Here is a 26,853-nt window from a genome sequence, read left to right on the forward strand (position 1 = left end):
GGCCACCGCGTAACAGGCATGCATCCGGGCGCCCATGCGGGTATCTATCTGCATGGGTCGCACGCCTTGCGCCAAGGGCGCACGCAACTGGCTATAAAATCAGCAGATATTGTGCGCGCCACTTTGGTGCGCGCGAAAAATTTGAAGGTTCAATTAACGAGTGTCCCCCATTGTGTCGCGGTGCAGCGTGGGTCGCAAAGACGCGCGGCTGCCAGGGTGGTCGTGACGATTTGCCGGACTTGTTCGGCCGCTCGAAGTGAAATGACATCTGGGTGGACAGTGGGAATGCCGAAGTTTCGTTTGCGGATCAGGGGACGCCTGTACGCAGGCTTCATGGCCTTGGTGGCGGTCGGTCTCGCGATGGCGGTGGTTGCCGTCTGGAATTTGCGGGCGGTGCAGGATCAGGTCGCGAGACAATCCGCACTTTCGGACAGCACGGCGCGGGTTTTGGAAATATCGACCCATCTTCAGGCGATCCAGCGGGCCAATCTGCGTTACGTCTACGACGCCAACGAGCCCGCGATGAAGGAGGCGCAAGAGCGGGAAACCGCGGCGACCGAGCTGTTGCGGGTCGGCGCCAAGGGGACGCTCTCGGAGGATCGGCGAGCGCTCTACAACGGCCTCATCGACGACATTGCCAAGATGCGACGCCTGCGTGACAACCTCGGCGACGCCGTCAACGAGGCGCGAACGGGCAAGGCCACGTTGCTGCCGAGCGGCGAAGAGCTGGCCGTCAAGATGGGCAAGCTGGTCGATGCAGCGCGCGCAGCCGTCGACGAAGACACCGCGGCCCTCGTCGCCGACCTCGAATCCAGGATCCTCCTTGTTCGGGTCGCAAACTGGCGTTTCCTGGCCTTGCGCGACGCGCAGGGACCCGCGAATTTCAGGGCGAGCGTAGACAGGGCGGCGCAACGGCTCGCGGCTCTCGAAAAGAGCCCGCAGGCAGCGGAATTGCGATCCACGCTCGCGCCCGTAAAGACCTCGCTCGGAATCTACAAATCGGCGTTCGAGACGACGTCCGCCGCGATGCTTCAGGCCGACGAGATCTACCACAAGACCCTCGCGCCCCTCATCGTCGACAGCGTCGGCAGGCTCAAGGCCGCGGAAACGACCCTGAAGAAGGACTACCAGGAATCGCGTACGACCGCCGAAGCCGTGATCGCCGGTACGACAACCATTCAGGAGATCGCGGGCGGCCTTGCCGTCCTGTTCGGCGGCATCGTCGCATTCCTGATCGCCCGCAGCATCGTCGGTCCGCTGGCTTCGATGACGAGCGCGATGGGGCGGCTTGCCGGCGGCAATCTCGAGGTCGAGATCCCCGGACGCGGCAAGGCCGACGAGATCGGCGACATGGCCAAGGCGATCCAGGTGTTTAGGGACAACATGGTCGAGACCGAGCGCCTGCGCGCCGAGCAGACCGAGGTCGAGGCGCGGCAGGAGGAAAGCCGCAAGGCTGACATGGTCAGGCTCGCCGATCAGTTCGAGCAGGCGGTCGGCGAGATCGTGAACACCGTGTCGTCGGCATCGAACGAGCTCGAAGCCTCCGCCGGCACCTTGACCACGACCGCCTCGCGGGCCCAGGATTTGTCGACGGAGGTCGCCAGCGCCTCGCAGGAGGCCTCGGCCAATGTGCAGGCGGTTGCCTCGGCGACCGAGGAGCTGTCCTCCTCGGTGTCCGAGATCGCCCGCCAGGTGCAGGAATCCGCCCGTATCGCGGTCGAGGCCGTTGGTCAGGCGAGCAGGACCAATGACCGGGTCGGCGCGCTCTCCAAGGCCGCCGCGCGGATCGGCGACGTGGTCGAGCTGATCAGCACCATCGCCGGCCAGACCAACCTCCTGGCGCTGAACGCCACCATCGAGGCGGCGCGCGCGGGTGAAGCCGGCCGCGGCTTTGCCGTGGTCGCCTCCGAGGTCAAGGCGCTCGCCGAGCAGACTGCGAAGGCCACCGGCGAGATCGCCCAGCAGGTGTCGGGCATCCAGGCCGCGACGGAGGAATCGGTCGGCTCCATCAGGGAGATCAGCGCCACCATCGAGCGGCTGTCGGAGATTTCGTCGACGGTTGCGGCCGCCGTGGAGCAGCAGGGCGCGGCGACGCAGGAGATTTCCCGCAACGTCCAGCAGGCGGCTCATGGCACGCAGAGGGTGTCGTCCAACATCGGCGACGTGCAGCGCGGCGCCTCCGAAACCGGGTCGGCCTCATCGCAGGTGCTGTCGGCGGCGCGCTCGCTGTCGGCCGACAGCAACCGCCTCAAGCTCGAAGTGGCCAAGTTCCTGAACTCGGTCCACGCCGCCTGAATCCCAAACGCAAAAGGCCACGCGCATGCGCGTGGCCTCGAAGAGCGGCGCGGTGCGATCAGGCGACCTTGGTCGCCATGTGCTTGAACATGTTGGCGCGCGCCTCGTCGTCCATCTCGGCCTTGAAGGTGAACTTGTCCTTCAGGGCGATCGCACGCGCGGCTGCGGGGCGCGCCGAGATCTCGTCAACCAGCCGCTTCACGTTCGGGTAGCGCGCAAAGGCGTCGTCGCCGAGCTTGAACGGCAGCATCCGCGCCCAGCCCCACAGCGCCATGTCGACGATCGAATAGCCGTCGCCGACCATGTAGCTGCGCCCTTTGAGGTGAGCGTCGAGAACCTTGTAGTGGCGATCGGTCTCGTACTGGTAGCGGTTATGGGCGTAATCGTGGTTCTGGTCCTTCGGCGCGAAATGCTTGAAGTGCACGGCCTGACCCGAATATGGGCCGACGCCGGTGGCGATGAACATCAGCCATGACAGCGTCTCGCCGCGCACGCTCGCGGCGGGCAGGAACTTGCCGGTCTTCTCGGCGAGGTAGAGCAGGATGGCGTTGCTGTCGAACACGATGGTGCCGCCATCGTCGATCGCCGGCACCTTGGCATTCGGATTGATCTTGAGGAATTCCGCCGTGAACTGCTCGCCCTTGCGGGTGTCGATCTTCACCGGCTCGAAGGGCAGGCCGGACTCCTCCAGATAAAGCGCGACCTTGGTCGGGTTCGGCGATCCGTTGAAATAGAATTTGAGCATCGATCTCCCCAGGTTTGTTGCAAGGCGCGAACGCAGCATCATTGCCGCGCCGCCTGTCTTGCCTGAACCCGTTGCGGGAGGGCAACCGGCGAGTTTGCCGGGCGGTATCTGCGCGCCACGCAGATCAGCCGGCGTAACAAAGGCCGATTGCCGCCGTAATGACCATCGCGGCGCCGACCGCTTCCAGCCGCAGCCCGAGCCGCGTGGCCAGATGCATGTCGGAGGCCCGCGCCGCGCGCTCCGATCCGCGCGCATAGCCGTGAACGATGACGTCGTGATTGAAATTGTCGTGAGCCTCGTTGCTGCTGGCGAGCCCGACGCAGATCACGAGCACGCCGAACAGCGCGAGGCCGAAGAACCCCAGCAGGGCGATCAGGAACATCGGAAACATGCCGAGCAGGAAGATCGGCAGCAGCGGCACCAACAGCAATGTCTCGGACTGTCGTCGCATAGGGCCCACCGGTCAGGACGGGGCTGATCGAGGAAACTTAATCCCGGCTGGCGCGGCATTCAAGGCGCCGTAGGGTGGGCAAAGGCGCGTTTGCGCCGTGCCCACGTCTTCGCGTCAATTGGGCAGGACGTGGGCACGCTTCGCTTTGCCCACCCTACAAGATCGTGGGAAGCGGCTACTCCGCCGCCATGCCGGCGCGGATCTCGGCGCGCAGCTCGTCGATCAGCTTGAGACCTTTCTTGGTCTCGACGTGCCAGAAGGTCCAGCCGTTGCAGGCTTGCGCGCCTTGCGCCACCGCGCCGATGCGGTGGATCGAGCCGACCTTGTCGCCGAACATGATGGCGCCGTCGGCACGCACCAATGCGCCGAGCTTCTTCTTGGCGTCGAACAGCTTCGTGCCGGGCATTATCATGCCGCGCTCGATCAGCTCGGAGAACGCGACCCGCGGCGCTTCGCGCGCGGTCATGAACGGGGCGAGGCTCTCCTCCGGCAGCGGCTCGACTTTGGCGATTCGGGCTTCCGCGGCCTTCGCATAAGTCCTGTCGCGCTCGAAGCCGATATAGGAGCGGCCGAGGCGTTTTGCGACCGCGCCGGTGGTGCCGGTGCCGTTGAAGGGATCGATCACGAGATCGCCGGGCTTGGACGAGGACAACAGCACGCGCGCGAGCAGGCCTTCCGGCTTCTGCGTCGGATGCACCTTCTTGCCGTCGGCGCCCTTGAGGCGCTCCTCGCCGGTGCAGAGCGGGATCAGCCAGTCGGAACGTGCCTGCACGTCCTCGTTCGCGGCCTTCAGCACCTCGTAATTGAACGTATAGCCCTTGGCTTTTTCGTCGCGCGCGGCCCAGATCATGGTCTCGTGCGCGTTGGTGAAGCGGCGGCCGCGGAAATTCGGCATCGGGTTCGACTTGCGCCAGACGATGTCGTTCAGGAGCCAGAAGCCGAGGTCCTGCATGATCGCGCCGACGCGGAAGATGTTGTGATAGGAGCCGATCACCCAGATCGTCGCCGACGGCTTCATCGCGCGGCGAGCGGCAAGCAGCCAGGCGCGGGTGAAATCGTCATAGGCGGAGAACGAATCGAACTTGTCCCAGTCGTCGTCGACGGCGTCGACATGGGATTCGTCGGGGCGCTTGAGATCGCCCTTGAGCTGGAGATTGTACGGCGGATCGGCGAACACGAGATCGACCGAACCAGCCTGAAGCTTCGACATCTCGGCGACGCAATCACCGAGAATGATGCGATGCGAGGCGGACTCAAAATTTGTGCGGGGCGCCCTTGCAGACGCCCCGCGACGCGACTCTACCATGACTCAAGAACTCTGACTCAGGCGACGCTGTCGGCGACGCGGGACCAAACAACCGACTGACCGTTACATTGAAGCGGCAAAGTAAAAATCGACTTAACCCGCCGCTTTCGTGAGCAGTCCCCGCATCGCGTCCGGCGCGCCGGTCGTCGCGCGCGTTTATCGTGTTTTGCAGGGTATTTCGCAATTCTTCGCGTTGCGGGAGCAGCCCCGGCGCCAAAAAAGCCCCAAATTTCTCTCGGAAAAAATTGCTCGACCCTCGGAAAAAATTGCTGGCATCGGCATGTTGCCGCACTAGGCAATTTTTGCCGGCCACGATATTGATAAAGGCAAGGGAAATTTTACGTGTGTGGCGCGTTGAGCTTTCGCGCTCCTGCGCGCCGACGAAACTGAATCAGGGATCCCGGGAATCGGGGGCTCCAAAGGGAAGGCCGCCATGCGTTACGATGACTTCCGCCGCAGCGACGACATCGAGGATCGTCGCGACGAAGGTGGTGGCGGCGGTGGAGGCGGCGGGTTCGGCCTGCCCATGGGCGGCGGCGGGCTCGGTATCGGTACCATCATCGTGCTCGGCCTCGTAGGCTACGCCTTCGGCATCGATCCGCGCATCCTGATCGGCGGCGCCGAGATTCTCACCGGCGGCGGCCAGGCGCCGAGCTACCAGACCGACCGCCAGTCGTCCTCGACCGCCAAGCGTGGCGCGCCGACGGACGAGATGGGCAGCATGATCTCCGGCATTCTCGGCGAGATCGACGATCGCTGGAGCGAGATCTTCCAGGCCTCCGGCCAGTCCTACACCGGTCCGAAGGTCGTGCTGTTCCGCAACGTCACCAATGGCGGCCGCTGCGGCCGGGCAGAGTCGGCGATGGGGCCGTTCTATTGTCCGCCGGATCGCACCATCTTCCTCGACACCTCGTTCTTCCGTGAGGTCGAGACGCGCTTCCGCGGCTGCTCCGGCAAGTCCGCCTGCAATTTCACCACCGCCTACATCATCGCGCACGAAGCCGGCCATCACATCCAGAACCTGCTCGGCATCATTCCGCGCGTGACGCGGCTGCAGCAGCAGGCGGGCTCGAAGGCGGAGGCCAACGCGCTCCAGGTGAAGGTCGAATTGCAGGCCGATTGCCTGTCCGGCGTCTGGGTCAATCGCGAGTCGAAGAAGCGTCCGAACTTCCTCGAGCCCGGCGACATCGACGCCGCGCTGACCACGGCGAGCGCGATCGGCGACGACACGCTGCAGCGCCAAGCCACGGGACGCGTCGTGCCTGACTCCTTCACCCACGGCTCGGCCGCGCAACGCAAGCAGTGGTTCATGACCGGCTATCAGCAAGGCACGGTCCAGGCCTGCAACACGTTCGGCGGCGGGCAGTAGTTGCCACAAGCGTCCGTGCCCCGGGCGCAGCGTGAATTATGATGCGCCATTGCGCATCATGGGATTCAGAAGTAGTGGCGTCATCCTGAGGTGCTCGCCTCTTCGGCGATCCCTGGAGGAGGACGAGGCCCCGGCCCATCCTTCGAGGCTCGACGAGCGGTGCGCTTGCACCGCACGGCGCGCACCTCAGGATGAGGGCGGTGATTGGGGAAATAGGAGCGAGCAATGGCCTCCATCGACGAAGCAAAACAATTCATCCCGCTCGACATCGCAGTGCTCACCGTGTCCGACACCCGTGCGCTCGCGGATGACAAGTCCGGCCAGACGCTCGCCGACCGCCTTGCTGCGGCCGGCCATCGCCTCGCCGCCCGCGAGATCGTCACCGACGATGTCGAAGCGATCCGCGCCGTCGTTCGCCGCTGGATCGCGGATGCCGGCATCGACGTCGTCATCACCACCGGCGGCACCGGGTTCACCGGGCGCGACGTCACGCCGGAGGCGATCGAGCCGCTGTTCGAAAAGCGCATGGACGGTTTCTCGATCGCGTTCCACATGATGAGCCACGCCAAGATCGGCACGTCGACGATCCAGAGCCGCGCCACCGCCGGCGTCGCGGGTGCGACCTACATCTTCTGCCTGCCAGGCTCGCCCGGTGCCTGCCGCGACGGCTGGGACGGCATCCTCGCCGCTCAGCTCGACTACCGCACGCGCCCCTGCAATTTCGTCGAGATCATGCCGCGGCTGGACGAGCATCTGCGCCGGCCGAAGGCGCAAGGCGCAACGGTGTGATTGCTTTCTCCCTTGTCCCCTTGTGGGAGAAGGTGGCGCGAAGCGCCGGATGAGGGGTATCTATCCGCACGGAATACGCTGAGACACACCCCTCACCCAAGTGAGCCTGTGTCTGCCGGCGTCGCTGCCCTCTCCCACAAGGGGCGAGGGCACATTCATTCGCATCGCGCTCGTCGCAAAATCAGAGATCCCGCTCCCAGGTCTCGCCGACCAGATCGGCACCGAAGCTGTGGTGCTTCTCTTCCTTCACGAGCTTGAAGCCTGCACTTTGATAGATGCCGCGTGCGGCAACCAGGATGCTTTGCGTCCACAGCGTCATCCTGCTGTAGCCGCGCTCGCGTGCACCCTGGATGCATTGCTCGACCAGCGCGCGGCCGACACCGAGCCCGCGCGCCTTCTTCTCCACCTGCAACAGGCGCAGCTTGGCGATCTCGTCGGTGGCCTTGACCAGGAAGATCGAGCCGACCGGCTCGCCGCCCACTTCCGCGATCCAGCAGTGCTCGCGCGCGGCATCGTAATTCTTGATGAACTGTGCGCAGATCTCGGCGACCAGCGCTTCGTAGCTGATGTCCCAGTTGTAGTCCGCGGCATAGGCGGCGGCCTGCTTGGAGATGACCCAGCCCATGTCGCCGACGCGATGGCTGCGCAGCATGAAGGCCGCAGGCTGGGTTCGACGTTGCTCCAGCACGGCCTCGATGGTCGCCATGGCCTGCGTGAGCCGCGTTGCATCGCTGGCCGAAAGCTGAGCCAGCATTGCGGCAACCTCGTTTTGCGAGCTCAGGTTCAGCTTGGCGTAGGTCTGGCGGCCCTTGGCGGTGAGGCTGAGCTGATATTGACGGCGATCGGCGGGCAGGGGCCTGCGCGTGATCAGGCCCTTTTCGTCGAAGCTTTGCACGATGCGGCTGAGATAGCCGGGGTCGAGGCCAAGCTCGTTCCCGATCTCCTTTGCCGCCAGCTCGTCGCGATGCGCGAGTTCGTAGAGCACCCGGGCCTCGCTGAGCGAGAACGGGCTCTTTCCAAGATGCTGGTCGAGCACACCGAGCTTGCGGGTATAGAAGCGGTTGAAGGCGCGGACCGCCGCGATGCGATCGTCGGCGACCTGTTCGATGGCAAGGGCTGGTGAGGAAGGGCTTGATGGCATGGCGGCACCTCGATGTTTGCCATTGTCAATTAATTATTTGACTTTGGCAAGTATCAGGTGACTTCAGCCGATCATGACGATCTGGCTGCGCAGCACGGTCCGGGACGAGCGGCCGAGCCGGCGGAGCAGCCGTGCCTCGGAACGGCGGGCCTGCGGCGGGTAGCCGCCGATCCGGTCGTAATGATCGCGCGCGATCAAAAGGCCCTGATCGCCGAGCGGGCCGATCAGCCTGCGCACCACGGCCCGGAAGATGTCGCGCAATCCGGTATCGGCGTAAGGCGAGCGCGCATAGCGGAACACGGCAGCACGGTCCCGTCCGCTGGTCGCGACGGCTTGGATGAACTGGGTGGTTTCCTCGATCCAGCCGGTTTCGAGCACGGCGCCTGCGGGCAGGAACATCAGCCACGGCGAGCGGGCCTGGAGCGCGCCGGCCGCGAGCGCGGCGCCTTGCGAGGATCCCTCGAAGCCGACGAAACGGCAGCCTGCGACGTCCGCAACGCGCTCGATGACGCCGTTGCGGGTGCCGTCGACCAGAAGCACCTCGCGGATGACGCCGGCGGCGGCCCCGGGGACCAGCGCGGCAAGAGTCGCCACCGCGGTCTGCTCGACGCCTTCGGTCGGAATGATGACGCTCAGCATGATTGAGGCTTCAATGTCCGCACTTCGGGAGAAGCGTAACTTGTTATGATGTTGTCATAAACACGTGGCGTTGCCGAGTGCAACTTTCCGGCCGCGCTTCGGCGTGCGATGGTAAACTGCAGCCAGTCCTCGCAGCCAAATGTGTCACGCGCGGGTTGGCGATGTTGCCGAATGTTTCGGCACAAGCTCGTCCCGGGGGTATTAACCCGGAGTTTTACGGCGACATTGCGCGGCGCGCGGGTAGCCGGCTCCTGCAGGGACGGGGCGCCTGCAAGAAAGGTTCGAACGGGAAATGTGTGACTTTGGTGCCGGCGGAGGCTTCCTGTGAACGCCGATCAACTCGCTGTTGGCACGGCGTCGACATCGCCGAAGTCGGAGGCTGCGCCGACCTTGCGGATCCGCGCGCTGATGCTGGGCGACCGCATCAACGCCGCCAGTCTCGAGATCGGCACGCTGGTCTCGTCGACGCCCGCCGCCTTCCGCGTCCATGCCGGCCTTGCCGTGATCTTCCGTTACGGCGTCGTGGTGCTGATCGGGCTGCTTCCGTCCGAGGAGAAAGTGCTGATCGACAGCCTGAAGCCGCGGGTGATCGGCGAGCTCAGCCCGTATGAGGAAGAGATTGCGCAGGCACAGCTCTGCAAGGATGAAAGCACTGAAGCGATCCAGCCGGGCGGGCCGATCTGCCTCGCAAAGTTCTCCGACGACCGGCTGCTGCTGGTTGCGGACGCGCTCGCCAAAAGCACGTCGCTGGCGCGCGATGAGCGCCGCGTCGCCGCGGTCTTCGATGTGATCGAGCCGTTTGCGCGGGAGCTCGCCGAACACGGCCGCACGCCGCGCCGTCGCAAGGGCATCCTGCAACTGATCGGCAATGCACTGCTGGTGCAGCAGCGCGTCGCCGGGCGCGTCGCGATCGCCGAGAAGCCCGACGTGCTCTGGGAGAAGCCCGAGCTCGACCGGCTCTATTCCCGCCTCGAGGACGAGTACGAGCTGAAAGAACGCCTCGACACGCTCGAGCGCAAGCTCACCGCGGTGTCGGAGACCGCCAACGCGCTGACCGACATCATCGACACCCAGCGCTCGCTCCGCCTGGAGATCGCGGTCGTGGTCCTGATCGTGATCGAGGTCGCGATCGGGTGTTTTCAGATATGGTCGGGAACGCATTGAGCGCTTTTTTCCGCGCGCTGTTGTGCCTCACATCTCCACGAGTCCGGTGTCGTAGGGTGCGCACGGCGCTTTGCGCCTTTGCCCACCCTACGATATTGTCCCTTTAGTTCGCAGCACCACTGCACAGTGGCGCGCGATCGTCAGTTCCTCGTTCGTCGGAATGACGAACACCTCCACCGCGCTATCGCTACCGCTGATCCGCTCACGTGCCTCCTCGTTCGCCGCCGCGTCGATCCGCACGCCGAGCCAGCCGAGCAGCCCGCCGATCGCGCTGCGGATCTCCTTGGCGTGCTCGCCGATGCCGCCGGTGAAGACCAGACAATCGAGGCCGCCAAGCGTGGTCGCCATCATCGCGACCTGCTGCGCCGCGCGGAAGGTGAAGAGATCGACCGCGTCTCGCGCGGCAATCTCGCCGCTCGCAAGCAGCGTGCGCATGTCCGCGGAGATGCCGGAGACGCCGAGCAGGCCCGACTGGTGATAGAGCAGGTGCTGGACATCCTCGATCGACATCTTTTCGTGTTGTTGCAGATAGAGCAGCACGCCGGGATCGATCGTGCCGCAGCGTGTGCCCATCACGAGGCCGTCGAGCGGCGTCAGTCCCATGGTGGTGTCGACGCTGCGGCCGTTGCGCAATGCGCACAGGCTGGCGCCGTTGCCGAGATGCGCGATGATGGTACGCTTGGCGATGAGCTCCGGCGCAATCTCGACGAGGCGTCCCGCGACATATTCGAAGGAGAGGCCGTGAAATCCGTAGCGTCGCACGCCTCGTTCCTCGTAGCGCCTCGGAATGGCGAAGCGGCTCGCCGGTGGCGCCAGGCCGTGATGGAACGCCGTATCGAAGCACGCGATCTGCCTCAGCGCTGGCCGGATCGCCGCGAGCGCGCGAATTGGCGCGAGGCACCGCGGCTGGTGCAGCGGCGCCAGCGGCGTCAATGCCTCCAGCTTCGCGACGACGTCGTCCGTCAGCGCGACCGGGCCTGAATAGTCCGGCCCGCCATGAACGATGCGATGGCCGACGGCGCGCAGATGATGTTCGCCGAACCGGTCCTCGATGAAGGCGAGCACATCGGCGAACAGATGGCCGCCGTCGGCGTCCGGCGCCTCTGTCCGCGTCTCGAACAGGTCTTCGCCCGCGGGGCTCTTCACCACCAGCCGGGGCTTTGCCTCGTGCTCGTCGAGCAGCCCCTTGCAGAGCAAGCTGGGTTCAACAGCCGAGATATCGAACAGGCCAAACTTGATGCTCGACGATCCCGAGTTGAGGACGAGGACCGTGTCCGGCATGGCTAATCGCCGCCTTCGGCGGGGGTGTTGCCGCCGGAGCTGTTGGGCCAGACCCATCCCTGGACATCGGGCATGTCCTCGCCGTGCTCGCGCACGTAGCGCGAATGCTCGATCAGCTTGTCGCGGAATTGCTGCTTCGCCTGTGCAGCCTTGGCCGCGAGCCCGGGTACGCGTTCGATCGCCTCGATCGCGAGATGGTAGCGGTCGAGCTCGTTGAGCACGACCATGTCGAACGGCGTCGTCGTGGTGCCTTCCTCGGCAAAGCCGCGCACATGCATGCCGGCATGGTTGGTGCGGTTATAGGTCAGGCGGTGGATCAGATAGGGATAGCCGTGATAGGCGAAGATGACAGGCTTGTCGCGCGTGAACAGGCTGTCGAAGTCGCGGTCGGATAGGCCGTGCGGATGCTGATCCCTCGGTTGCAGCGTCATGAGGTCGACGACGTTGACGACCCGGATCTTCAAATCCGGCAGCGCCTTGCGCAAGAGGTCGACGGCAGCGAGCGTCTCGAGCGTCGGCACGTCGCCGGCGCAGGCCATCACGACATCCGGCTCGCCCGTTGCATCTTCTGTCCCCGCCCAGGTCCAGATGCCGATGCCGGCATCGCAATGCGTGGCTGCTTCCTGCATCGAGAGCCATTGTGGCGCGGGCTGCTTGCCGGCGACGATGACGTTGATGCGGTTATAGGTCCGCAGGCAGTGATCTGCGATCCACAGCAGCGTGTTGGCATCGGGCGGGAAATAGATGCGAACGATATCGGCCTTCTTGTTGGCGACAAGATCGACGAAGCCGGGGTCCTGATGGCTGAAGCCGTTATGGTCCTGCCGCCAGACATGCGAGGTCAGGAGATAGTTGAGCGAGGCGATCGGGCGCCGCCACGGCAGATCGCGCGTGACCTTCAGCCATTTGGCATGCTGGTTGAACATGGAATCCACGATGTGGATGAAGGCCTCGTAGCAGGAGAAGAACCCGTGACGTCCGGTGAGCAGATAGCCCTCGAGCCAGCCCTGGCAGAGATGCTCGCTCAAGACTTCCATGACGCGGCCGTCTTGCGCCAGATGCACGTCGTAAGGCTCGATCGGCTCCATCCAGACCCGCTCGGTCGCCTCGAACACGGCGTCCAGACGGTTTGACGCGGTCTCGTCCGGACCCATGATGCGGAAATTGCGCTCTTTCGCGTTGAGGCGGATGACGTCGCGCAGGAATTTGCCGAGCTCGCGCGTCGCCTCGGCGATGACGCCGCCGGGCTGCGGCACTTCGACAGCGAAGCTGCGGAAGTCCGGCAGCTTCAGCTCCTTCTTAAGCAGCCCGCCATTGGCATGCGGATTGGCGCCCATGCGGCGAATGCCTTCGGGCGCGAGCGCCTGAAGTTCTGGAACGAGCGCGCCGCTCTGGTCGAACAGCTTTTCCGGCTCGTAGCTGCGCATCCAGTCTTCGAGCACTCTGAGGTGCGCCGGGTTCTCGCGGCAGCCCGCCACCGGGACTTGATGCGCGCGCCAAAAACCTTCGACCTTCTTGCCGTCGACCTCTTTCGGGCCGGTCCAGCCTTTCGGGCTGCGCAGCACGATCATCGGCCAGCGCGGCCGCTCGACGCTTTTGCGCCCGTCCCGTGCGTGCTGCTGGATCGAGCGGATGCTGGCGAGCGCGACGTCCAGCGCATCCGCCATGGCCTGGTGCATCAATTTGGGATCATCGCCCTCGACGAACAGCGGCTCGTGGCCGAACCCGCGGAAGAGATCGCGGATCTCCTCGTCCCGCATCCGCCCGAGCACGGTCGGGTTGGCAATCTTGTAGCCGTTCAGATGCAGGATCGGCAGCACTGCGCCGTCATGGGTGGGGTTCAGGAACTTGTTGGAGTGCCAGGAGGCCGCGAGCGGACCGGTTTCCGCTTCGCCGTCACCGACCACGCAAGCCACGATCAAATCAGGATTGTCCAGCGCCGCACCATAGGCGTGCACCAGCGCGTAGCCGAGCTCGCCGCCTTCGTGGATCGAGCCCGGCGTTTCCGGCGCCGCGTGGCTCGGAATGCCGCCGGGAAAGGAGAACTGCCTGAACAGCTTGCGCAATCCGTCCGTGTCGCGCGCGATGTCGGGATAGATCTCGCTGTAGCTGCCTTCCAGATAGGTGTTGGCGACCATGCCCGGCCCGCCATGGCCGGGACCGCAGATATAGAGCACGCTGATATCGAGCGCGCGGATGACGCGGTTGAGATGGGCGTAGATGAAGTTCAGGCCGGGCGTCGTGCCCCAATGGCCGAGCAAGCGCGGCTTGATGTGCTCGGCCCGCAAGGGCTCGCGCAGCAGCGGATTGTCGAGCAGGTAGATTTGCCCGACGGAGAGGTAGTTGGCGGCGCGCCAGTAGCGATCGAGGAGGTCGAGGTTGCTGCTTGCCGCGGCCGACTGTTGTTGATTTGTCATGTTCCTTGACCTTCACCCGGCGATCGTCACCAACATTGTTCCGCGACGATTGATCCCTGGCCGGCATCAAACGAAATCGTTGCGACCGGCGTGTTGCGTGAGGTCAAAGGACCGCGCCCGAAATTTGGGCGGCTACTTTGCATGGGGTTGTTTTCCCATTTTTTGTTTGTGTTCTTGATTTGTTCCGTTGTCGTGCTATCTTGGCTTCATGAGCCCAGCAGCATCCTCTCATGCTCTCAAACACCCGCCGGTCAAGGCACCCTCCGAGCCGGCGGGTGTGGACTCTGACTTTCCAGAACTTGGCGTCGCCATCGACCGCGCGCGCAGGCGAGGGCGGGGCGCACAGTCGAATGCCAGCGGCCGCTATGAGGCCGAGGCGCGCGTCGCTTTCGACGACGGCTGGCAGAGCCTGGAAGAGCTGCCGCCGTTCAAGACCAGTGTCGGCGTCGACACCTCGCGCAAGGTGATCACCCGCAACGACTCCCCCGATATCGGCTTCGATCGCTCGATCAATCCCTATCGCGGCTGTGAGCATGGCTGCGTTTATTGCTTCGCGCGGCCGACCCATGCCTATCTCGGCCTGTCGCCGGGGCTCGACTTCGAGTCAAAACTGTTCGTCAAGCCCGAGGCGCCGGCGCTGCTGGAGAAAGAGCTCGCCGCGACCGGCTATGAGCCCCGGATGATCGCGATCGGCACCAACACCGATCCCTATCAGCCGATCGAGCGCGAGCGCAAAATCATGCGCGGCATCCTCGAGGTTCTCGAGCGTGCCGGCCATCCCGTCGGCATCGTTACCAAGTCGGCGCTGGTGGTGCGCGACATCGACATTCTCGCGCGGATGGCCAAGCGCAACCTCGCCAAGGTCGCGATCTCGGTCACCTCGCTCGATCCGAAGCTCGCGCGCACCATGGAGCCGCGCGCCTCGACGCCGCCGAAGCGGCTGGAGGCGCTGAAGCAGCTGTCGGACGCCGGCATCCCGACCACCGTGATGGTCGCGCCCGTGATCCCCGCGCTGAACGATTCCGAGATCGAGCGCATCCTCGATGCTGCCGCCCATGCCGGCGTCAAGGAAGCCTCCTATGTGCTGCTGCGGCTGCCGCTGGAGGTGCGCGATCTCTTCCGCGAATGGCTGATGGCAAACTATCCCGATCGCTATCGCCACGTCTTCACCCTGATCCGCGACATGCGCGGCGGCCGCGACTACGATGCGAAATGGGGCGAGCGGATGAAGGGCACCGGACCAATGGCCTGGACCATCGGCCGCCGCTTCGAGATCGCCTGCGACAGGCTCGGCCTCAACAAGCGGCGCTCCAAGCTGACGACCGATCACTTTGCCCGGCCGAAGCGGAACGGCGATCAGCTCAGCCTGTTCTGATCGGGAAGTGGAAGAGGCGTCGCATGGTCAAGGAACTTCACTCGCCGGTGCCGCGGCTCACTGTCATCACGCTCGGCGTCAGCGATATCCGCGCCAGCATCGCTTTTTACGACGCGCTCGGTTTTTCGCGCCGGCTAAAGGCGACCGGCGAGGCCGTCGCTTTCTACGATACCGGTGGTCCGGTGCTCGCGCTGTATCCCTGGGATCAGCTCTCGGCCGACGCGGCGTTGCCGGACCAGCCGAGGCCATCGACCTTCCGCGGCATCACGATCGCCTGGAACTGTCGGACCCGAGAGGAGGTCGATGCAGTGCTGGCCTTTGCCCTCGGCAAGGGGGCAAAGCTCGTGAAGGCCGCGCATGAGACCGATTATGGCGGCTATTCCGGTTATTTTGCCGATCCCGACGGCCATCCCTGGGAGGTCGTGGTCGCACCCGGCATCGAGGTCGGCGAGGACCGGCGGGTGCACCTGGCGGAATAGGGCGGTCTGAATAACGGGAATTGCGCGGGGTTCCCGGTTGCGCCGGCCGGGCCGCTTGCGCACGATCCCCGCCATGATTCGGGACAAGTCCGCCAAGACACCGGCCAAAGACGCGCCAAAGAAGGACGCTGCGAAGAAGGCAGCGCCCGCCAAGGCCGGCAAAGCGCCTGCGACCAAAACAACGACCGTTCCCGCAGGCAAGAAAGGCATCATCGCAGTCGCACCGCCGAGCTTCCGGCGCGAGCGCGCGCTGATCAAGCGCGGCGTCTGGCCGGTCGCTGGCTGCGACGAGGCCGGCCGCGGGCCGCTCGCCGGCCCCGTGGTAGCCGCGGCCGTGATTCTCGACCCCGACCGGATCCCGCGCGGCATCGACGATTCCAAGCGCCTGACCGCCGAGGAGCGCGAAAAACTGTTCGACAAGATCTGCGCCACCGCCCAGGTCTCGGTCGCCGTCGCCTCGCCCTCGCGAATCGACCGCGACAATATATTGCGCGCCTCATTGTGGGCGCTGAAGCGCGCCGTGGTGGCACTGCCGGAGGCGCCGAGGCACGTCTTCGTCGACGGCCGCGACCGGCTCGACACGGAATGCGACTGTGAGGCCGTGATCGGCGGCGATGGCATCGTGCTGTCGATCGCGGCGGCCTCCATCATCGCCAAGGTGACGCGCGACCGCTTGATGTGCGCGCTGGCGCAGGACTGCCCCGGCTACGGCTTCGAGCAGCACAAGGGCTACGCCGTCCCCGAGCACCTCGACGCGCTCGACCGCCTCGGCCCCTCCGTTCATCACCGCCGCTTCTTTGCCCCGGTCGCCGCCGCGCGTGCCAAGCACATGCCGTGGACGGTCGAACCGGTGCAGGACTTGTTTACGGTCCCCGAGGTCGAGGTGCCGGTGGAAGCCAGCGTCGAGATCGACGCGTCGGCGAATCTCTAGAGTTAGCCCTACAGCCTCTGCATCGTCATGGCCGGGCTTGACCCGGCCATCCACGCCTTGCCAAGTGGTACGAAGAACGTGGATGCCCGGGCCGCGCAGGCGGGACAAGCCGGGCGTGACGAGCAGACCGAAGTTGCCACAACGCGTGACGCCCCTTATCAAAGTACTCGTGAGCGAATAGGGCCGGCTGGACGGGTTGGCTGCATCTTTCGGACGTTGCATGCGGTTTACCTCCCTGGTCATCGAGCTCATTCGCGCCCGGCCGCGGCTGATCGTCTGGATCGCCGTGCTGCTGCAGGCCGCGATGTGGCTGTTCGTGGCGCTGGTGTTCTACCGCAGCCCGCCCGGCAGCCTTGCGACGCTCCTGGCTTTCGGACGCGAATACCAGGTCGGCACCGATCTCGGTCCGCCCTTGCCGGTCTGGCTCGCCGACATCGCCTATCGCGCCGCCGGCGGCCACATGTTCGGCGTCTATGTGCTGGCCGAGCTCTGCGAGATCGCGACGTTCATTGCGCTCTATCACCTCTCCCGCGCCGTGGTCGGCTCGCAGCAGGCGGTGCTCGCGGTGCTCTTGACCATGACGGTGCTCGCGTTCTCCTCGTCGGCGCTCGACTTCGGCCCGCTCGTCCTGGCCCGGCCGCTCTGGGCGCTGCTGCTGCTGCACTCCTGGCAGATCATAGGCCAGCGCCGCGGCAATGCCTGGTTCGCCTGGTCGATCGAGGCCGGTCTCTTGCTGCTGACGACGCCCGCGGCGATCTTCCTGTTGCTGCTGCTCGTCGTCTTCGCGGTCTCGACCGCTGGCGGCCGCCGGACGCTGCGCGCGCTCGATCCGCTGTTCGCGCTTGTTGTCGTCGCGGTGCTGGCGCTGCCCTATGCAGTCTGGCTGATGCGCGCCGAGACTCTCGTGATGCCGGCCCTGCCGCAAGTTGCGGAGCTGAATGCCCGCGCCCTGCATGCGGCCTGGCTGTTCGGCGGCCTTGTGCTCGGGGCCGCCGCGATCCCGGCGCTGACCTTCCTCAACGCCGGCCTGTTCGCCGGCAAGGGCGAGGAGCCGCCGATCATCTATCGGCCGCCGGTCGAGCCGCTGGCGCGCAACTTCGTCTATTTCTTCGCGCTGGCGCCTGCGCTGGGGGCGGTGCTCATCTCCGGCCTGCTCGGGCTCGAATCCGTCGTCGGCGGCGCCGGCGTCGTGCTGGTTGTGTCCGGGCTTGCCGTGGTGGTCGCAGCGGGCGATCTCATCGCGATGCGCCGTACGCGGATGCTGCGGACGGTGTGGGCCGCCGCCGCCGTGGCGCCGGCCGTCGGCGTCGTGCTCGCCGTCCTGCTGCTGCCCTGGACCGGCACTAACGAGATCGCGACCTCGATGCCGGCGCGCGCGATCTCGGACTTCTTCGACGAGAGCTTTGCCCGCCGCACCAACCATCGCCTGCGTGCGGTGGCCGGCGAGACCTCGCTTGCGAGCCTGATCACGCTGCATTCCGGCCGGCCGCATCTCTTCATCGACGCCGACCCTGCGCGCACGCCGTGGATCAATCAGGCAAAATTCAGCGAGACCGGCGGCGTCGTGGTCTGGCGCGCCTCCGATACCGCCGGTACGCCGCCGCCGGATATCCTCAAACGCTTTCCCGGCATCGTCCCGGAAGTCCCGCGCGCCTTCGAATGGCTGGTGACCGGTCGTCAGCAGCTCCTGCGCGTCGGCTGGGCCATCGTGCGGCCGAAGGGGACGTAGGATAGGTCTCGTGCCCCGGACGCTGCGCAGCGCCTCTTCGGCGGTGCGCTGCAGAGCCGGGGCCCATCCATCTCTCCGCATTGTACCGTGTTGCCCTCTGGGTCCCGGCTCTGCGGAGCGTCACTGCGTGCCGCACCTCGTCCGGGACACGAGAGGATCAGCCCGCCAGCACCTTGGCGATCGCGCGCAGATCCTGCCAGGCTAGGCGCTTGTAGGACGGCGAGCGGAGCAGATAGGCCGGATGGAACGTCGGCAGCGCGCGGATGGTGCGCGCGCCCGTCTCGTAGTCGAACCAGCGCCCGCGGGTGCGCATGATGCCCTCGCGCGTTCCGAGCAGCGTCTGCGTCGAGGGATTGCCGAGCGTCACCAGCACGTCGGGATTCACCAGCTCGATCTGGCGCTGGATGAAGGGCAGGCAGATTTGCGTCTCCTGCGGCGTCGGGGTGCGATTGCCGGGCGGCCGCCACGGAATCACGTTGGCGATGTAGGCCGTGCCGCGGTTGAGCCCGATCGCGCCGATCATGAGATCGAGCAGCTTGCCGCTGCGCCCGACGAAGGGCAGACCCTCGATGTCCTCGTCGCGGCCCGGCGCCTCGCCGACGAACATGATGCGCGCCTGCGGATTGCCGTCGGCAAATACCAATCGCGTCGCGGTGTGCTTCAGCGCGCAGCCCTCGAAGCTCTGCATCAACTCGCGCAGCGCTTCCAGCGTCGGCGCCGTGCGCGCGGCCTCGCGTGCGGAGGCAATCGCGACGTCCGGCGCCGGTGCGGCCTCGCCGCGCATGGCCGCGGGGGCGGCGACAGGACGAGGTGCCTCGATCGGAGGCGCCACGCGCGGGGCCGGCGGCGGGGCATCCAATTCCGCCAGGCGGTCGATCGGTTCCTCCGCGAGCGCGCAATCGACCCCGGCCTCCAGATAGAAGGCGAGAAGCTCGCGGACGGTGGGTGCGGGTTCGGGTATCATGGGAAAGTCTGACTATTAGTTCAGTTTAGGGCGCCTTGCACCCCCCTTGCACCCCGGCGAATCGCATTTCCGTGGTTGTCCTACCCGGAAAAATCGGAAACAAGAGGGCGCAAATGACCAAGGACCGTCTCAAGGGCTGAGATCAGATGAGCACCGAAGAACTTCCCCCGCGCGAATCCATGGAATTCGACGTCGTCATCGTCGGCGCCGGCCCCTCGGGCCTGTCGGCTGCGATCCGGCTGAAGCAGCTCAACGCCGATCTCAACGTCGTCGTGGTGGAGAAGGGCTCGGAGGTCGGCGCGCACATTCTCTCCGGCGCCGTGATCGATCCGATCTCGCTCGACAAGCTGATCCCGGATTGGCGCGAGGATCCGGACTGTCCGCTGAAGACCCAGGTCAAGGACGACCACTTCTACTGGATGTTCGGCGACAACCGCATCAAGCTGCCGGGCTTCGCGATGCCGCCGCTGATGCACAATCATCATTGCTATATCGGCTCGCTCGGCAATGTCTGCCGTTGGCTGGCGCCGAAGGCGGAAGCGCTCGGCGTCGAGATCTATCCGGGCTTTGCCGCAGCCGAGGTGCTCTATGACGAGAAGGGCGCGGTGCGCGGCATCGCGACCGGCGACATGGGCATCGCCAAGGACGGCACGCACAAGGATTCCTACACCCGCGGTATGGAGCTGCTCGGCAAGTATACGCTGTTCGCCGAAGGCGCGCGCGGTTCGCTGTCCAAGCAGTTGATCGCGAAGTTCGCACTGGATGCCAAGAGCGAGCCGCCGAAATTCGGCATCGGCCTCAAGGAAGTCTGGCAGATCGATCCGGCCAAGCACAAGAAGGGCCTGATCCAGCACTCGTTCGGCTGGCCGCTCAACAATTCCACCGGCGGCGGCTCGTTCCTCTATCACTACGACGACAACCGCGTCGCGGTCGGCTTCGTCGTGCATCTCAACTACGACGATCCGTATCTGTCGCCGTTCGACGAATTCCAGCGCTTCAAGACCCATCCCTCGATCCGCGATGTGTTCGAGGGCGGCAAGCGTCTGGCCTATGGCGCGCGTGCCATCACCGAGGGCGGCTATCAGTCGGTGCCGCGCCTGACCTTCCCGGGCGGTGCGCTGGTCGGCTGCGCCGCGGGCTTCGTCAACGTGCCCCGTATCAAGGGCGTGCACAATGCGATGGGCACCGGCATGCTCGCCGCCGAGCACGTCGCCGCCGCGCTCGCCGAAGGCCGCGCCAATGACGAGGTCGCCACCTATGAGAATGCCTGGCGCGACTCTGCGGTCGGCAAGGACCTCTTCAGGATCCGCAACGTCAAGCCGCTGTGGTCGAAGTTCGGCACCTTCCTCGGCGTTCCCCTCGGCGCGCTCGACATGTGGACCAACCAGCTGTTCGGTTTCTCGCTGTTCGGAACGCTGTCGCACGCCAAGCCGGACCGCGCCACGCTCGATCCGGCCAAGAGCCACGCGCCCAAGAACTATCCGAAGCCGGACGGCAAGATCTCCTTCGACAAGCTGTCCTCGGTGTTCCTGTCCAACACCAATCATGAGGAGGACCAGCCGGTCCATCTCAAGGTTACCGACATGAACCTGCAAAAGACCTCCGAGCACGACGTGTTCGCCGGTCCCTCGAATCGTTATTGCCCGGCCGGCGTCTATGAATGGGTCGAGGAGGGCTCGAGCCCGCGCTTCCAGATCAACGCCCAGAACTGCGTCCACTGCAAAACCTGCGACGTGAAGGACCCCAACGGTAACATCACCTGGGTTCCTCCGGAGGGTGGTGGCGGTCCGAACTACGAGGCGATGTAGGGCCGGCCGAGCAAAAAGGACCTGATCACGAGGGTGATCCGGCGCACGTTCGCGTGAGGACACCGCTGCGGCCACCGGTCGCGGCCACGATAAGGCCATACTGGCAGCGTCTTGGGACCGCTCTTGGCTGATTTAAGGCGTGCGGAGGGGATCGCCCGGCCCGAATCCTTGCGGCGAAGCGCCAGAAGCGGCATTGTCCGCCGGACGGTTCCGGGTCCCGATGCCACCGGCCGCGTTCGCATGCGATACGGCCCTCTGCTGCAAACCCAGGCACTACCAACTCAAGGCGAGCCCTGATGTTTTCAAATCGTTTCAACCGCTGGACTGTTGCCGCCATCGCCCTCATGGGCACAGCGATCGCGACCGTCCCCGGCAGGGTCCTGGCGCAGACGCCGGATCACCCGGAGAACACGGCGGCGCAGTTTCCGACCCGAAACGATCTAAAGTCGCTCACCGGTGCCGGTAGCTATCTCGCCGCCCGCCACGCCAGCGTCGAGCGCGACGCCGCCTCCGCCGCCGCCTTCTACCGCTCGGCCCTGCGCACCGATCCGAAGAACAACGAGCTGCTCGACCGCGCCTTCATCTCGTCGGTCGCCGACGGCGACATCGACGAAGCGGTCAAGCTCGCCGAGCGCGTCCTCACCATCGACAAGACCAACCGCGTCGCGCGTCTCGTCGTCGGCGTGCATGATCTCAAGGTGAAGAAGTACGCGGCCGCGCAGACCAACATCAACCAGTCGATCCGCGGTCCGATCACCGATCTCGTCGCCACGCTGCTGTCGGGGTGGGCCGCCTATGGTGCGGGCGATGCCAAGGGCGGTGTCGCCACCATCGACAAGCTGGCAGGTCCCGAATGGTACCCGCTGTTCAAGGACCTTCACGCCGGCATGATCCTCGAGCTCTCCGGCAAGGAGAAGGACGCCGGCACCCGCTTCGAGCGCGCCTACAAGCTCGACGATTCCATGCTGCGCGTGACCGAGGCCTATGCGCGCTGGCTGTCGCGCAACAAGGATTCCGCCGCCGCGACCACCGTCTATCAGGCCTTCGACAAGAAGCTCGCGCGCCATCCGCTGATCCAGGAAGGCCTGCGCGAGACCAAGGCCGGCAAGAAGATGCCGCCGCTCGCCGATTCCGCCCAGGCCGGCGCTGCCGAGGCGCTCTACGGCATCGGTGCCACGCTGACCCGCCGCGGCGGCGAGGACCTGGCGCTGGTCTATCTCCAGCTTTCGCTCTACCTCCAGCCGACCCATCCGCTGGCGCTGCTCTCGCTCGCCGATCTCTACGAGTCCGTGAAGCGGCCGCAGATGGCGATCAAGGTTTATGAGCGCGTGCCGTCGACCTCGCCGCTCAAGCGCAACGCGCAGATCCAGCTTGCCATCGATCTGGATTCCGCCGACCGCACCGACGAGGCGATCAAGATTCTCAAGGGCGTGACATCGGAGGATGCCAAGGACCTCGAAGCGATCATGGCGCTCGGCAACATCGAGCGCGGCCGCAAGAGGTTCGGCGACTGCGGCGCGACCTATTCGCAAGGCGTCGACGTGCTGCCGCCCGGCAACGACAAGGCCAACAGCGTCTGGTACTATTATCGTGGTATCTGCGAGGAGCGCTCCAAGCAGTGGGCCAAGGCCGAGACCGACATGAAGAAAGCGCTCGAGCTCCAGCCCGATCAGCCGCACGTCCTCAACTATCTCGGCTATTCCTGGATCGACCAGGGCGTGAACCTCGACGAAGGCATGAAGATGATCAAGCGCGCCGTCGAGCAGCGTCCCGACGACGGCTACATCGTCGATTCCCTGGGCTGGGCCTATTATCGCATCGGCAACTACGAAGAAGCGGTGAAGAACCTCGAGCGCGCGATCGACCTCAAGCCCGAGGATCCCACCATCAACGACCATCTCGGCGACGCCTATTGGCGCGTCGGCCGCACGCTGGAAGCCAAATTCCAGTGGTCGCACGCGCGCGATCTCAAGCCCGAGCCGGAAGAGCTGCCGAAGATCGAGGCCAAGATCGCCAATGGCCTCGCCGACGACAATTCGAACTCTTCGGCCGCGCAGGCGGAAAAGAAGAAGGACGACGGCAAGGGCGGCTAGTTTAAGCGAAGTTGGGGGCGTGTCGCCGATGCCGGCGTTGATTGAAGAAGGACGGGCGAAGGTCAATCTCAGCCTTCGCGTCGTGGGCCGTCGTGCCGATGGCTATCATGATCTCGAAAGTGTGGTCGCGTTCGCCGATTGCGCCGATCGGCTGACATTGGAGCCGGGCGGCGAGCTGAAGCTCGCCACCACCGGACCACTGGCCGCCGCCTGCGGCGATACCGCGGACAATCTCGTCTTCAAGGCGGCCAGGCTTCTGGCCGACGCGGTGCCGAACCTGAAGCTCGGCGCCTTCGCGCTCGACAAGGTGCTGCCGGTTGCCGCCGGCATCGGTGGCGGCTCGGCTGATGCGGCAGCGGCGCTGCGGCTCCTGGCGCGTCTCAACAATCTGTCGCTCGACGATCCGCGCCTGCAGAAGGTCGCGCTCGCGACCGGCGCCGATGTGCCGGTGTGCCTGCTCTCGCGCGCCTGCGACATGACCGGCGTCGGCGAGCAGCTGCTGCCGCTCGCACTGCCGAGCATGCCTTGCGTGATGGTCAATCCGCGCGTGCCTGTGGCCACCAAGGATGTTTTCCAGGAGCTGGGCCTGCGCAACGGCGAACTCCTGGTCGGCGCCACCTCGGTTCTGGGAGCTCCGGCCTGGCCGGAAGAGGGCGGGTCGATCGCCGATTGGGTCGACGTTCTCGAAACCGTCGCCAACGATCTCGAAGAGCCTGCGCTGCGTATCGAACCTGTCATCGGCGACGTGCTGGAGGCCTTGCGTGGCTCCGCCGGCGTCAAGCTCGCCCGCATGTCCGGCTCGGGCGCGACGTGCTTTGCGATCTACGGCTCGCCCGCCGACACGCATGCCGCGGCCGAAGAGATCCGGCGCGACCACCCCGGCTGGTGGGTGCATGCGGGGACGTTGAGCTAGATATTTCCCCGGCGACAGTGCCGTAGGGTGGGCAAAGCGACTTGTCCGCCGTAGCTCGAAGAGCGAAGGCGGAAGCGTGCCCACCACTTTCAAGAACGTGGCACGGCGCTGACGCGCCTTTGCCCACCCTACGGCAGTCGAGCTAGTCGCCGCAGTCCTCGGTCAGCCCGAGAAACTTTCGGATCTCGTCCAACACCTCCTGCGGCCTGTCGTGCTGCAGCCAGTGTCCGGCGCCTGAGATGGTCTCGACGCGCGCTTGCGGGAAATAGCGCTCCAGGCCTGCTGCTCTGGCACCGGCTAGAAAACTTTCGCCGGCGTTCAAGAGCAGTGTCGGGCAGGTGATGCGCGACCATAGCGCGACGTGATCGTCCGGCCAGAGCCGGTGCGGCGCGGAGGCGCGCTGATAGGGATCAAACTTCCAGCCATAGGTGCCGTCCTCGTTCTGCCGCGCGCCATGGGTGGCAAGATGCAGCGCGAGGTCGCGGGAGAGACGCTTGTTGTGAAGCACCATCTGTGCGGCGGCGTCTTCGAGGGTCGCATAGCGGCGCGGCGAGCGGTCGTGCAACTTGTCGAGCTGGGCCACCCATTTGCCGATGCGCTCATGCGCCGGCGGCTTCGGCGTGTCCGGCAGCATGGTCACGCCGTCGAGCACGACCAGCTTCGAGACCTGCTCGGGAAACGATCCTGTAAAGATCAGGCTCACCATGCCGCCCATCGAATGACCGACGAGGGTCACCTGAGGCGCTGCGATGGTGCGGATGAGCTGGGCAAGATCGTAAACATATTCGGTCAGGGCGTAGGTGCCGCCCCTGCTCCAGTCGGAATCGCCATGGCCGCGCAGGTCGGGCGCCACCACATGAAAATGCGGCTGCAACGACCGGGCGATGACGTCCCAGCTCCGGCAATGATCGCGGCCGCCATGGACCAGGATCAGAGGCGGCGCGCTCTCATTGCCCCAATCGGCGTAATGCAGCCGCAGGCCATGAGACTCGTAGGTGCGGCTTTGCGGGGTGAGCATCGGGGCGCTATCCATTCACAGGCCGCCGCACCAGTGTCAGCGACAGGCCGAGGCCTGCAATGAATACGCCGGAGCCCTGCGTGAGACGCCGCATCAGATGCGGCCGTCCAATCAGCTGCGTACGTGTTGCGGTGGCCATCAGCACCACGACGACGTCGGCGAGCGTGTTCAACGCCACCGAGATCGCACCTAACATGATGAATTGCAGCGTGGGGCTCGATCCCGCGGGATCGAGAAATTGCGGAATGAAGGCGAGGAAGAATGCGGCGGTCTTCGGGTTCAGCGCCTCGACCAGCACGCCGTCGCGGAACGCGCGCTTGTCGCCGAAGGCTTCTCCCTCAAGCGACAGTGTGCGGCCGGCGCTCCGAAAAGTTTTGATGCCGAGCCAGACCAGATAGAGCGCGCCGACGAATTTGACGGCGGCGAACAATTCGGCGCTGGCGAGGATGATTGCGGAGATGCCGAGGCTGCCCGCGACCACATGAACCAGCCCGCCCAGCGCCGTGCCTGCGGTCGATGCAAAGCCGCTGGCGCGTCCCTCCGACAAGGTCCGTGCCGCGACGTAGAAGATGCCGGGGCCGGGAACGGCGGCAATGAGACAGGCTGCGGCCAGGAACAGCCAGAAATTCGTTTCGATCATCCTGTTTTGGTAACGGAGCGGGCCGCGATTGCAAGGCTCTCGTTTAGCCCGTGCGACGGAAGATCACGCTGGCATTGACCCCGCCGAAGCCAAAGCCGTTGGAGATCGCGTGTTGCATCGGCATCGGCCGCGCGCTGCCGGCGACGATGTCGATGCCCTCAGCTCCCGCATCGGGGTTTTCGAGATTGAGCGTCGGCGGCGCGATCTGGTCGCGCAAAGCGAGCACGGTGAAGATCGCCTCGAGGCCGCCGGCGGCGCCGAGCAGATGGCCGGTGGCCGATTTGGTCGCGCTGACGGCGATGCCGCGGTTGCGGCCGAACAGCGCGGCGATCGCGCCAAGCTCGCTCTCGTCGCCGGCGGGCGTCGATGTTGCGTGGGCGTTGAGGTGCTGCAGATCTGCCGGCGCAAGGCTCGCCTGCTGGAGCGCGATCTCCATGGCGCGGCGCGCGCCGTCGCCATCGGGCGGGCCTGATGTCATGTGGTAGGCGTCCGCCGTCGTGCCGTATCCGATCACCTCCGCGATCGGCGTGGCGCCACGCGCGAGCGCATGTTCGAGTTCCTCGATGACAAGAATGCCGGCGCCTTCGCCCATCACAAAGCCGTCGCGGTCGCGATCGAACGGGCGCGAGGCGCGCGCCGGCTCCTCGTTGAACCCGCTCGACAGCGCGCGCGCTGCCGCAAAGCCGCCGAGGCTGACGATGTCGATGCAGGCTTCCGCGCCGCCGCAGATCGCGATGTCGACTTCGCCGGCACGGATCATGCGCGCGGCATCGCCGATCGCCTGGACGCCGGCGGCGCACGCGGTGACCGGTGTGCCGAGCGCGCCCTTGTAGCCGTATTTGATCGAGACGTGGCCGGCGGCGAGATTGGCCAGGAACGAGGGGATCGTGAACGGCGAGAGCCGGCGCACGCCGCGCTGCTCGGTGATGCGCACCGCCTCCGCCATCGCAGGGAAACCGCCGACGCCGGAGGCGATGATCGTCGCGGTGCGCTCCAGCGCGGCAGCATCCTGCGGCGTCCATTTCGCCTGCGCGATCGCCTCGGCGGCCGCGAGCAGCGCGAACAGGATGAAGCGGTCCATCTTGCGCTGGTCTTTTGGCGCGGCGGCCTGCGCGGGATCGAAGCCGCTATCGGCATCGTCGGCCTTGTCGGGCACGAGTCCGGCAATGCGCGCCGGTAGCGCCTGCGCCCATTCGGGCAGCGGGCGCAGGCCGCTATGGCCGGCGAGCAGCCGGCGCCAGGAGGTTTCAACACCGCAGCCGAGCGGCGACACCGCGCCCATTCCTGTCACGACGATACGACGCAT

Annotated in this window: 22 protein-coding genes; 11 read left to right on the top strand and 11 right to left on the bottom strand. The window is 65.6% G+C overall.

The window, feature by feature from the left end; all coding sequences use genetic code 11:
• Positions 1-285 precede the first annotated feature (285 nt).
• The gene (locus tag CV770_RS14635) at positions 286-2,295 is read left to right on the top strand and encodes a methyl-accepting chemotaxis protein (RefSeq protein ID WP_201759854.1); all 2,010 of its coding nucleotides are present in this window, start codon (positions 286-288) and stop codon (positions 2,293-2,295) included.
• Positions 2,296-2,353: 58 nt separating this feature from the next.
• Here the strand turns inward: CV770_RS14635 and CV770_RS14640 are convergent, their stop codons facing one another.
• The 3 genes from CV770_RS14640 to CV770_RS14650 form a co-directional block, all read right to left on the bottom strand.
• Positions 2,354-3,040: a glutathione S-transferase family protein gene (locus tag CV770_RS14640; RefSeq protein WP_104462837.1), complete on the bottom strand. Its 687-nt coding sequence runs from the start codon at positions 3,038-3,040 to the stop codon at positions 2,354-2,356.
• A 124-nt stretch (positions 3,041-3,164) separates the two neighbouring features.
• Entirely contained in the window at positions 3,165-3,491 is a 327-nt protein-coding gene (locus tag CV770_RS14645; protein ID WP_018323332.1) for a hypothetical protein, read from the bottom strand.
• Between the two features lie 175 nt (positions 3,492-3,666).
• Entirely contained in the window at positions 3,667-4,797 is a 1,131-nt protein-coding gene (locus CV770_RS14650) for a site-specific DNA-methyltransferase (RefSeq protein WP_104462838.1), read from the bottom strand.
• Positions 4,798-5,230: 433 nt separating this feature from the next.
• On the opposite strand from CV770_RS14650, the gene ypfJ reads away from it, so the two are divergent.
• Both ypfJ and moaB read left to right on the top strand, forming a co-directional pair.
• A complete protein-coding gene (ypfJ, locus tag CV770_RS14655) occupies positions 5,231-6,166 on the top strand; it encodes a KPN_02809 family neutral zinc metallopeptidase (protein ID WP_091956065.1) in 936 nt (311 codons plus the stop codon).
• Positions 6,167-6,391: 225 nt separating this feature from the next.
• Entirely contained in the window at positions 6,392-6,955 is a 564-nt protein-coding gene (moaB, locus tag CV770_RS14660; protein ID WP_104462839.1) for a molybdenum cofactor biosynthesis protein B, read from the top strand.
• Between the two features lie 181 nt (positions 6,956-7,136).
• Here the strand turns inward: moaB and CV770_RS14665 are convergent, their stop codons facing one another.
• Both CV770_RS14665 and CV770_RS14670 read right to left on the bottom strand, forming a co-directional pair.
• The gene (locus CV770_RS14665) at positions 7,137-8,096 is read right to left on the bottom strand and encodes a bifunctional helix-turn-helix transcriptional regulator/GNAT family N-acetyltransferase (RefSeq protein ID WP_104462840.1); all 960 of its coding nucleotides are present in this window, start codon (positions 8,094-8,096) and stop codon (positions 7,137-7,139) included.
• Between the two features lie 63 nt (positions 8,097-8,159).
• Entirely contained in the window at positions 8,160-8,735 is a 576-nt protein-coding gene (locus tag CV770_RS14670; RefSeq protein WP_104462841.1) for a glycosyltransferase family protein, read from the bottom strand.
• Between the two features lie 324 nt (positions 8,736-9,059).
• Here CV770_RS14670 and CV770_RS14675 point away from each other — a divergent pair, with 324 nt between their 5' ends.
• The gene (locus tag CV770_RS14675) at positions 9,060-9,899 is read left to right on the top strand and encodes an RMD1 family protein (protein WP_104462842.1); all 840 of its coding nucleotides are present in this window, start codon (positions 9,060-9,062) and stop codon (positions 9,897-9,899) included.
• A gap of 87 nt (positions 9,900-9,986) precedes the next feature.
• On the opposite strand, the gene CV770_RS14680 is transcribed toward CV770_RS14675, so the two are convergent.
• A complete protein-coding gene (locus CV770_RS14680; protein ID WP_201759856.1) occupies positions 9,987-11,180 on the bottom strand; it encodes an acetate/propionate family kinase in 1,194 nt (397 codons plus the stop codon).
• A 2-nt stretch (positions 11,181-11,182) separates the two neighbouring features.
• Entirely contained in the window at positions 11,183-13,597 is a 2,415-nt protein-coding gene (locus CV770_RS14685; RefSeq protein WP_104462844.1) for a phosphoketolase family protein, read from the bottom strand.
• Between the two features lie 208 nt (positions 13,598-13,805).
• Between CV770_RS14685 and CV770_RS14690 the strand changes: the two genes are divergently transcribed.
• From CV770_RS14690 to CV770_RS14705, 4 genes are all read left to right on the top strand, one after another.
• Positions 13,806-14,972 carry a PA0069 family radical SAM protein gene (locus CV770_RS14690; protein WP_028141670.1) on the top strand — a complete coding sequence of 389 codons (1,167 nt, stop codon included), beginning with the start codon at positions 13,806-13,808 and terminating at the stop codon, positions 14,970-14,972.
• 23 nt (positions 14,973-14,995) lie between these two features.
• Positions 14,996-15,451 (top strand): VOC family protein, encoded by a 456-nt coding sequence (locus CV770_RS14695; protein ID WP_091956059.1) that lies wholly within the window; start codon positions 14,996-14,998, stop codon positions 15,449-15,451.
• A 73-nt stretch (positions 15,452-15,524) separates the two neighbouring features.
• Positions 15,525-16,382 (top strand): ribonuclease HII, encoded by an 858-nt coding sequence (gene rnhB / locus CV770_RS14700; RefSeq protein WP_091956344.1) that lies wholly within the window; start codon positions 15,525-15,527, stop codon positions 16,380-16,382.
• A gap of 220 nt (positions 16,383-16,602) precedes the next feature.
• Complete coding sequence (locus CV770_RS14705; protein ID WP_104462845.1) at positions 16,603-18,111, top strand: glycosyltransferase family 39 protein; 1,509 nt, start codon at positions 16,603-16,605, stop codon at positions 18,109-18,111.
• 157 nt (positions 18,112-18,268) lie between these two features.
• Here the strand turns inward: CV770_RS14705 and CV770_RS14710 are convergent, their stop codons facing one another.
• Positions 18,269-19,075: a uracil-DNA glycosylase gene (locus CV770_RS14710; RefSeq protein WP_104462846.1), complete on the bottom strand. Its 807-nt coding sequence runs from the start codon at positions 19,073-19,075 to the stop codon at positions 18,269-18,271.
• A 146-nt stretch (positions 19,076-19,221) separates the two neighbouring features.
• Between CV770_RS14710 and CV770_RS14715 the strand changes: the two genes are divergently transcribed.
• The 3 genes from CV770_RS14715 (at position 19,222) to CV770_RS14725 (ending at position 23,889) form a co-directional block, all read left to right on the top strand.
• On the top strand, positions 19,222-20,883 hold the full coding sequence (locus CV770_RS14715; protein WP_104462847.1) for an electron transfer flavoprotein-ubiquinone oxidoreductase: 1,662 nt from the start codon (positions 19,222-19,224) through the stop codon (positions 20,881-20,883).
• A gap of 296 nt (positions 20,884-21,179) precedes the next feature.
• Entirely contained in the window at positions 21,180-22,976 is a 1,797-nt protein-coding gene (locus tag CV770_RS14720; RefSeq protein WP_104462848.1) for a tetratricopeptide repeat protein, read from the top strand.
• A 28-nt stretch (positions 22,977-23,004) separates the two neighbouring features.
• Positions 23,005-23,889 (top strand): 4-(cytidine 5'-diphospho)-2-C-methyl-D-erythritol kinase, encoded by an 885-nt coding sequence (locus CV770_RS14725; RefSeq protein ID WP_201759857.1) that lies wholly within the window; start codon positions 23,005-23,007, stop codon positions 23,887-23,889.
• 142 nt (positions 23,890-24,031) lie between these two features.
• Here the strand turns inward: CV770_RS14725 and CV770_RS14730 are convergent, their stop codons facing one another.
• Genes CV770_RS14730 through fabF form a run of 3 tightly spaced genes read right to left on the bottom strand, consistent with a single transcriptional unit; the run spans position 24,032 to position 26,853 of the window.
• On the bottom strand, positions 24,032-24,907 hold the full coding sequence (locus tag CV770_RS14730) for an alpha/beta fold hydrolase (RefSeq protein WP_201759861.1): 876 nt from the start codon (positions 24,905-24,907) through the stop codon (positions 24,032-24,034).
• Between the two features lie 7 nt (positions 24,908-24,914).
• Complete coding sequence (locus CV770_RS14735; RefSeq protein ID WP_104462851.1) at positions 24,915-25,547, bottom strand: LysE family translocator; 633 nt, start codon at positions 25,545-25,547, stop codon at positions 24,915-24,917.
• Between the two features lie 43 nt (positions 25,548-25,590).
• Positions 25,591-26,853 (bottom strand): beta-ketoacyl-ACP synthase II, encoded by a 1,263-nt coding sequence (gene fabF / locus CV770_RS14740; RefSeq protein ID WP_104462852.1) that lies wholly within the window; start codon positions 26,851-26,853, stop codon positions 25,591-25,593.

The sequence above is a fragment of the Bradyrhizobium sp. AC87j1 genome, from assembly GCF_002936975.1.
GTDB classification, from domain to species: domain Bacteria; phylum Pseudomonadota; class Alphaproteobacteria; order Rhizobiales; family Xanthobacteraceae; genus Bradyrhizobium; species Bradyrhizobium shewense.

Excerpts from the sequence above, each read along its gene's own strand:
- CV770_RS14635 (WP_201759854.1), top strand. The coding sequence starts at position 286 with ATGCCGAAGTTTCGTTTGCGGATCAGGGGACGCCTGTACGCAGGCTTC.
- CV770_RS14640 (WP_104462837.1), bottom strand. The coding sequence starts at position 3,040 with ATGCTCAAATTCTATTTCAACGGATCGCCGAACCCGACCAAGGTCGCG.
- CV770_RS14645 (WP_018323332.1), bottom strand. The coding sequence starts at position 3,491 with ATGCGACGACAGTCCGAGACATTGCTGTTGGTGCCGCTGCTGCCGATC.
- CV770_RS14650 (WP_104462838.1), bottom strand. The coding sequence starts at position 4,797 with ATGGTAGAGTCGCGTCGCGGGGCGTCTGCAAGGGCGCCCCGCACAAAT.
- ypfJ (WP_091956065.1), top strand. The coding sequence starts at position 5,231 with ATGCGTTACGATGACTTCCGCCGCAGCGACGACATCGAGGATCGTCGC.
- moaB (WP_104462839.1), top strand. The coding sequence starts at position 6,392 with ATGGCCTCCATCGACGAAGCAAAACAATTCATCCCGCTCGACATCGCA.
- CV770_RS14665 (WP_104462840.1), bottom strand. The coding sequence starts at position 8,096 with ATGCCATCAAGCCCTTCCTCACCAGCCCTTGCCATCGAACAGGTCGCC.
- CV770_RS14670 (WP_104462841.1), bottom strand. The coding sequence starts at position 8,735 with ATGCTGAGCGTCATCATTCCGACCGAAGGCGTCGAGCAGACCGCGGTG.
- CV770_RS14680 (WP_201759856.1), bottom strand. The coding sequence starts at position 11,180 with ATGCCGGACACGGTCCTCGTCCTCAACTCGGGATCGTCGAGCATCAAG.
- CV770_RS14685 (WP_104462844.1), bottom strand. The coding sequence starts at position 13,597 with ATGACAAATCAACAACAGTCGGCCGCGGCAAGCAGCAACCTCGACCTC.
- CV770_RS14690 (WP_028141670.1), top strand. The coding sequence starts at position 13,806 with ATGAGCCCAGCAGCATCCTCTCATGCTCTCAAACACCCGCCGGTCAAG.
- CV770_RS14695 (WP_091956059.1), top strand. The coding sequence starts at position 14,996 with ATGGTCAAGGAACTTCACTCGCCGGTGCCGCGGCTCACTGTCATCACG.
- rnhB (WP_091956344.1), top strand. The coding sequence starts at position 15,525 with ATGATTCGGGACAAGTCCGCCAAGACACCGGCCAAAGACGCGCCAAAG.
- CV770_RS14705 (WP_104462845.1), top strand. The coding sequence starts at position 16,603 with ATGCGGTTTACCTCCCTGGTCATCGAGCTCATTCGCGCCCGGCCGCGG.
- CV770_RS14710 (WP_104462846.1), bottom strand. The coding sequence starts at position 19,075 with ATGATACCCGAACCCGCACCCACCGTCCGCGAGCTTCTCGCCTTCTAT.
- CV770_RS14715 (WP_104462847.1), top strand. The coding sequence starts at position 19,222 with ATGAGCACCGAAGAACTTCCCCCGCGCGAATCCATGGAATTCGACGTC.
- CV770_RS14720 (WP_104462848.1), top strand. The coding sequence starts at position 21,180 with ATGTTTTCAAATCGTTTCAACCGCTGGACTGTTGCCGCCATCGCCCTC.
- CV770_RS14725 (WP_201759857.1), top strand. The coding sequence starts at position 23,005 with ATGCCGGCGTTGATTGAAGAAGGACGGGCGAAGGTCAATCTCAGCCTT.
- CV770_RS14730 (WP_201759861.1), bottom strand. The coding sequence starts at position 24,907 with ATGCTCACCCCGCAAAGCCGCACCTACGAGTCTCATGGCCTGCGGCTG.
- CV770_RS14735 (WP_104462851.1), bottom strand. The coding sequence starts at position 25,547 with ATGATCGAAACGAATTTCTGGCTGTTCCTGGCCGCAGCCTGTCTCATT.
- fabF (WP_104462852.1), bottom strand. The coding sequence starts at position 26,853 with ATGCGTCGTATCGTCGTGACAGGAATGGGCGCGGTGTCGCCGCTCGGC.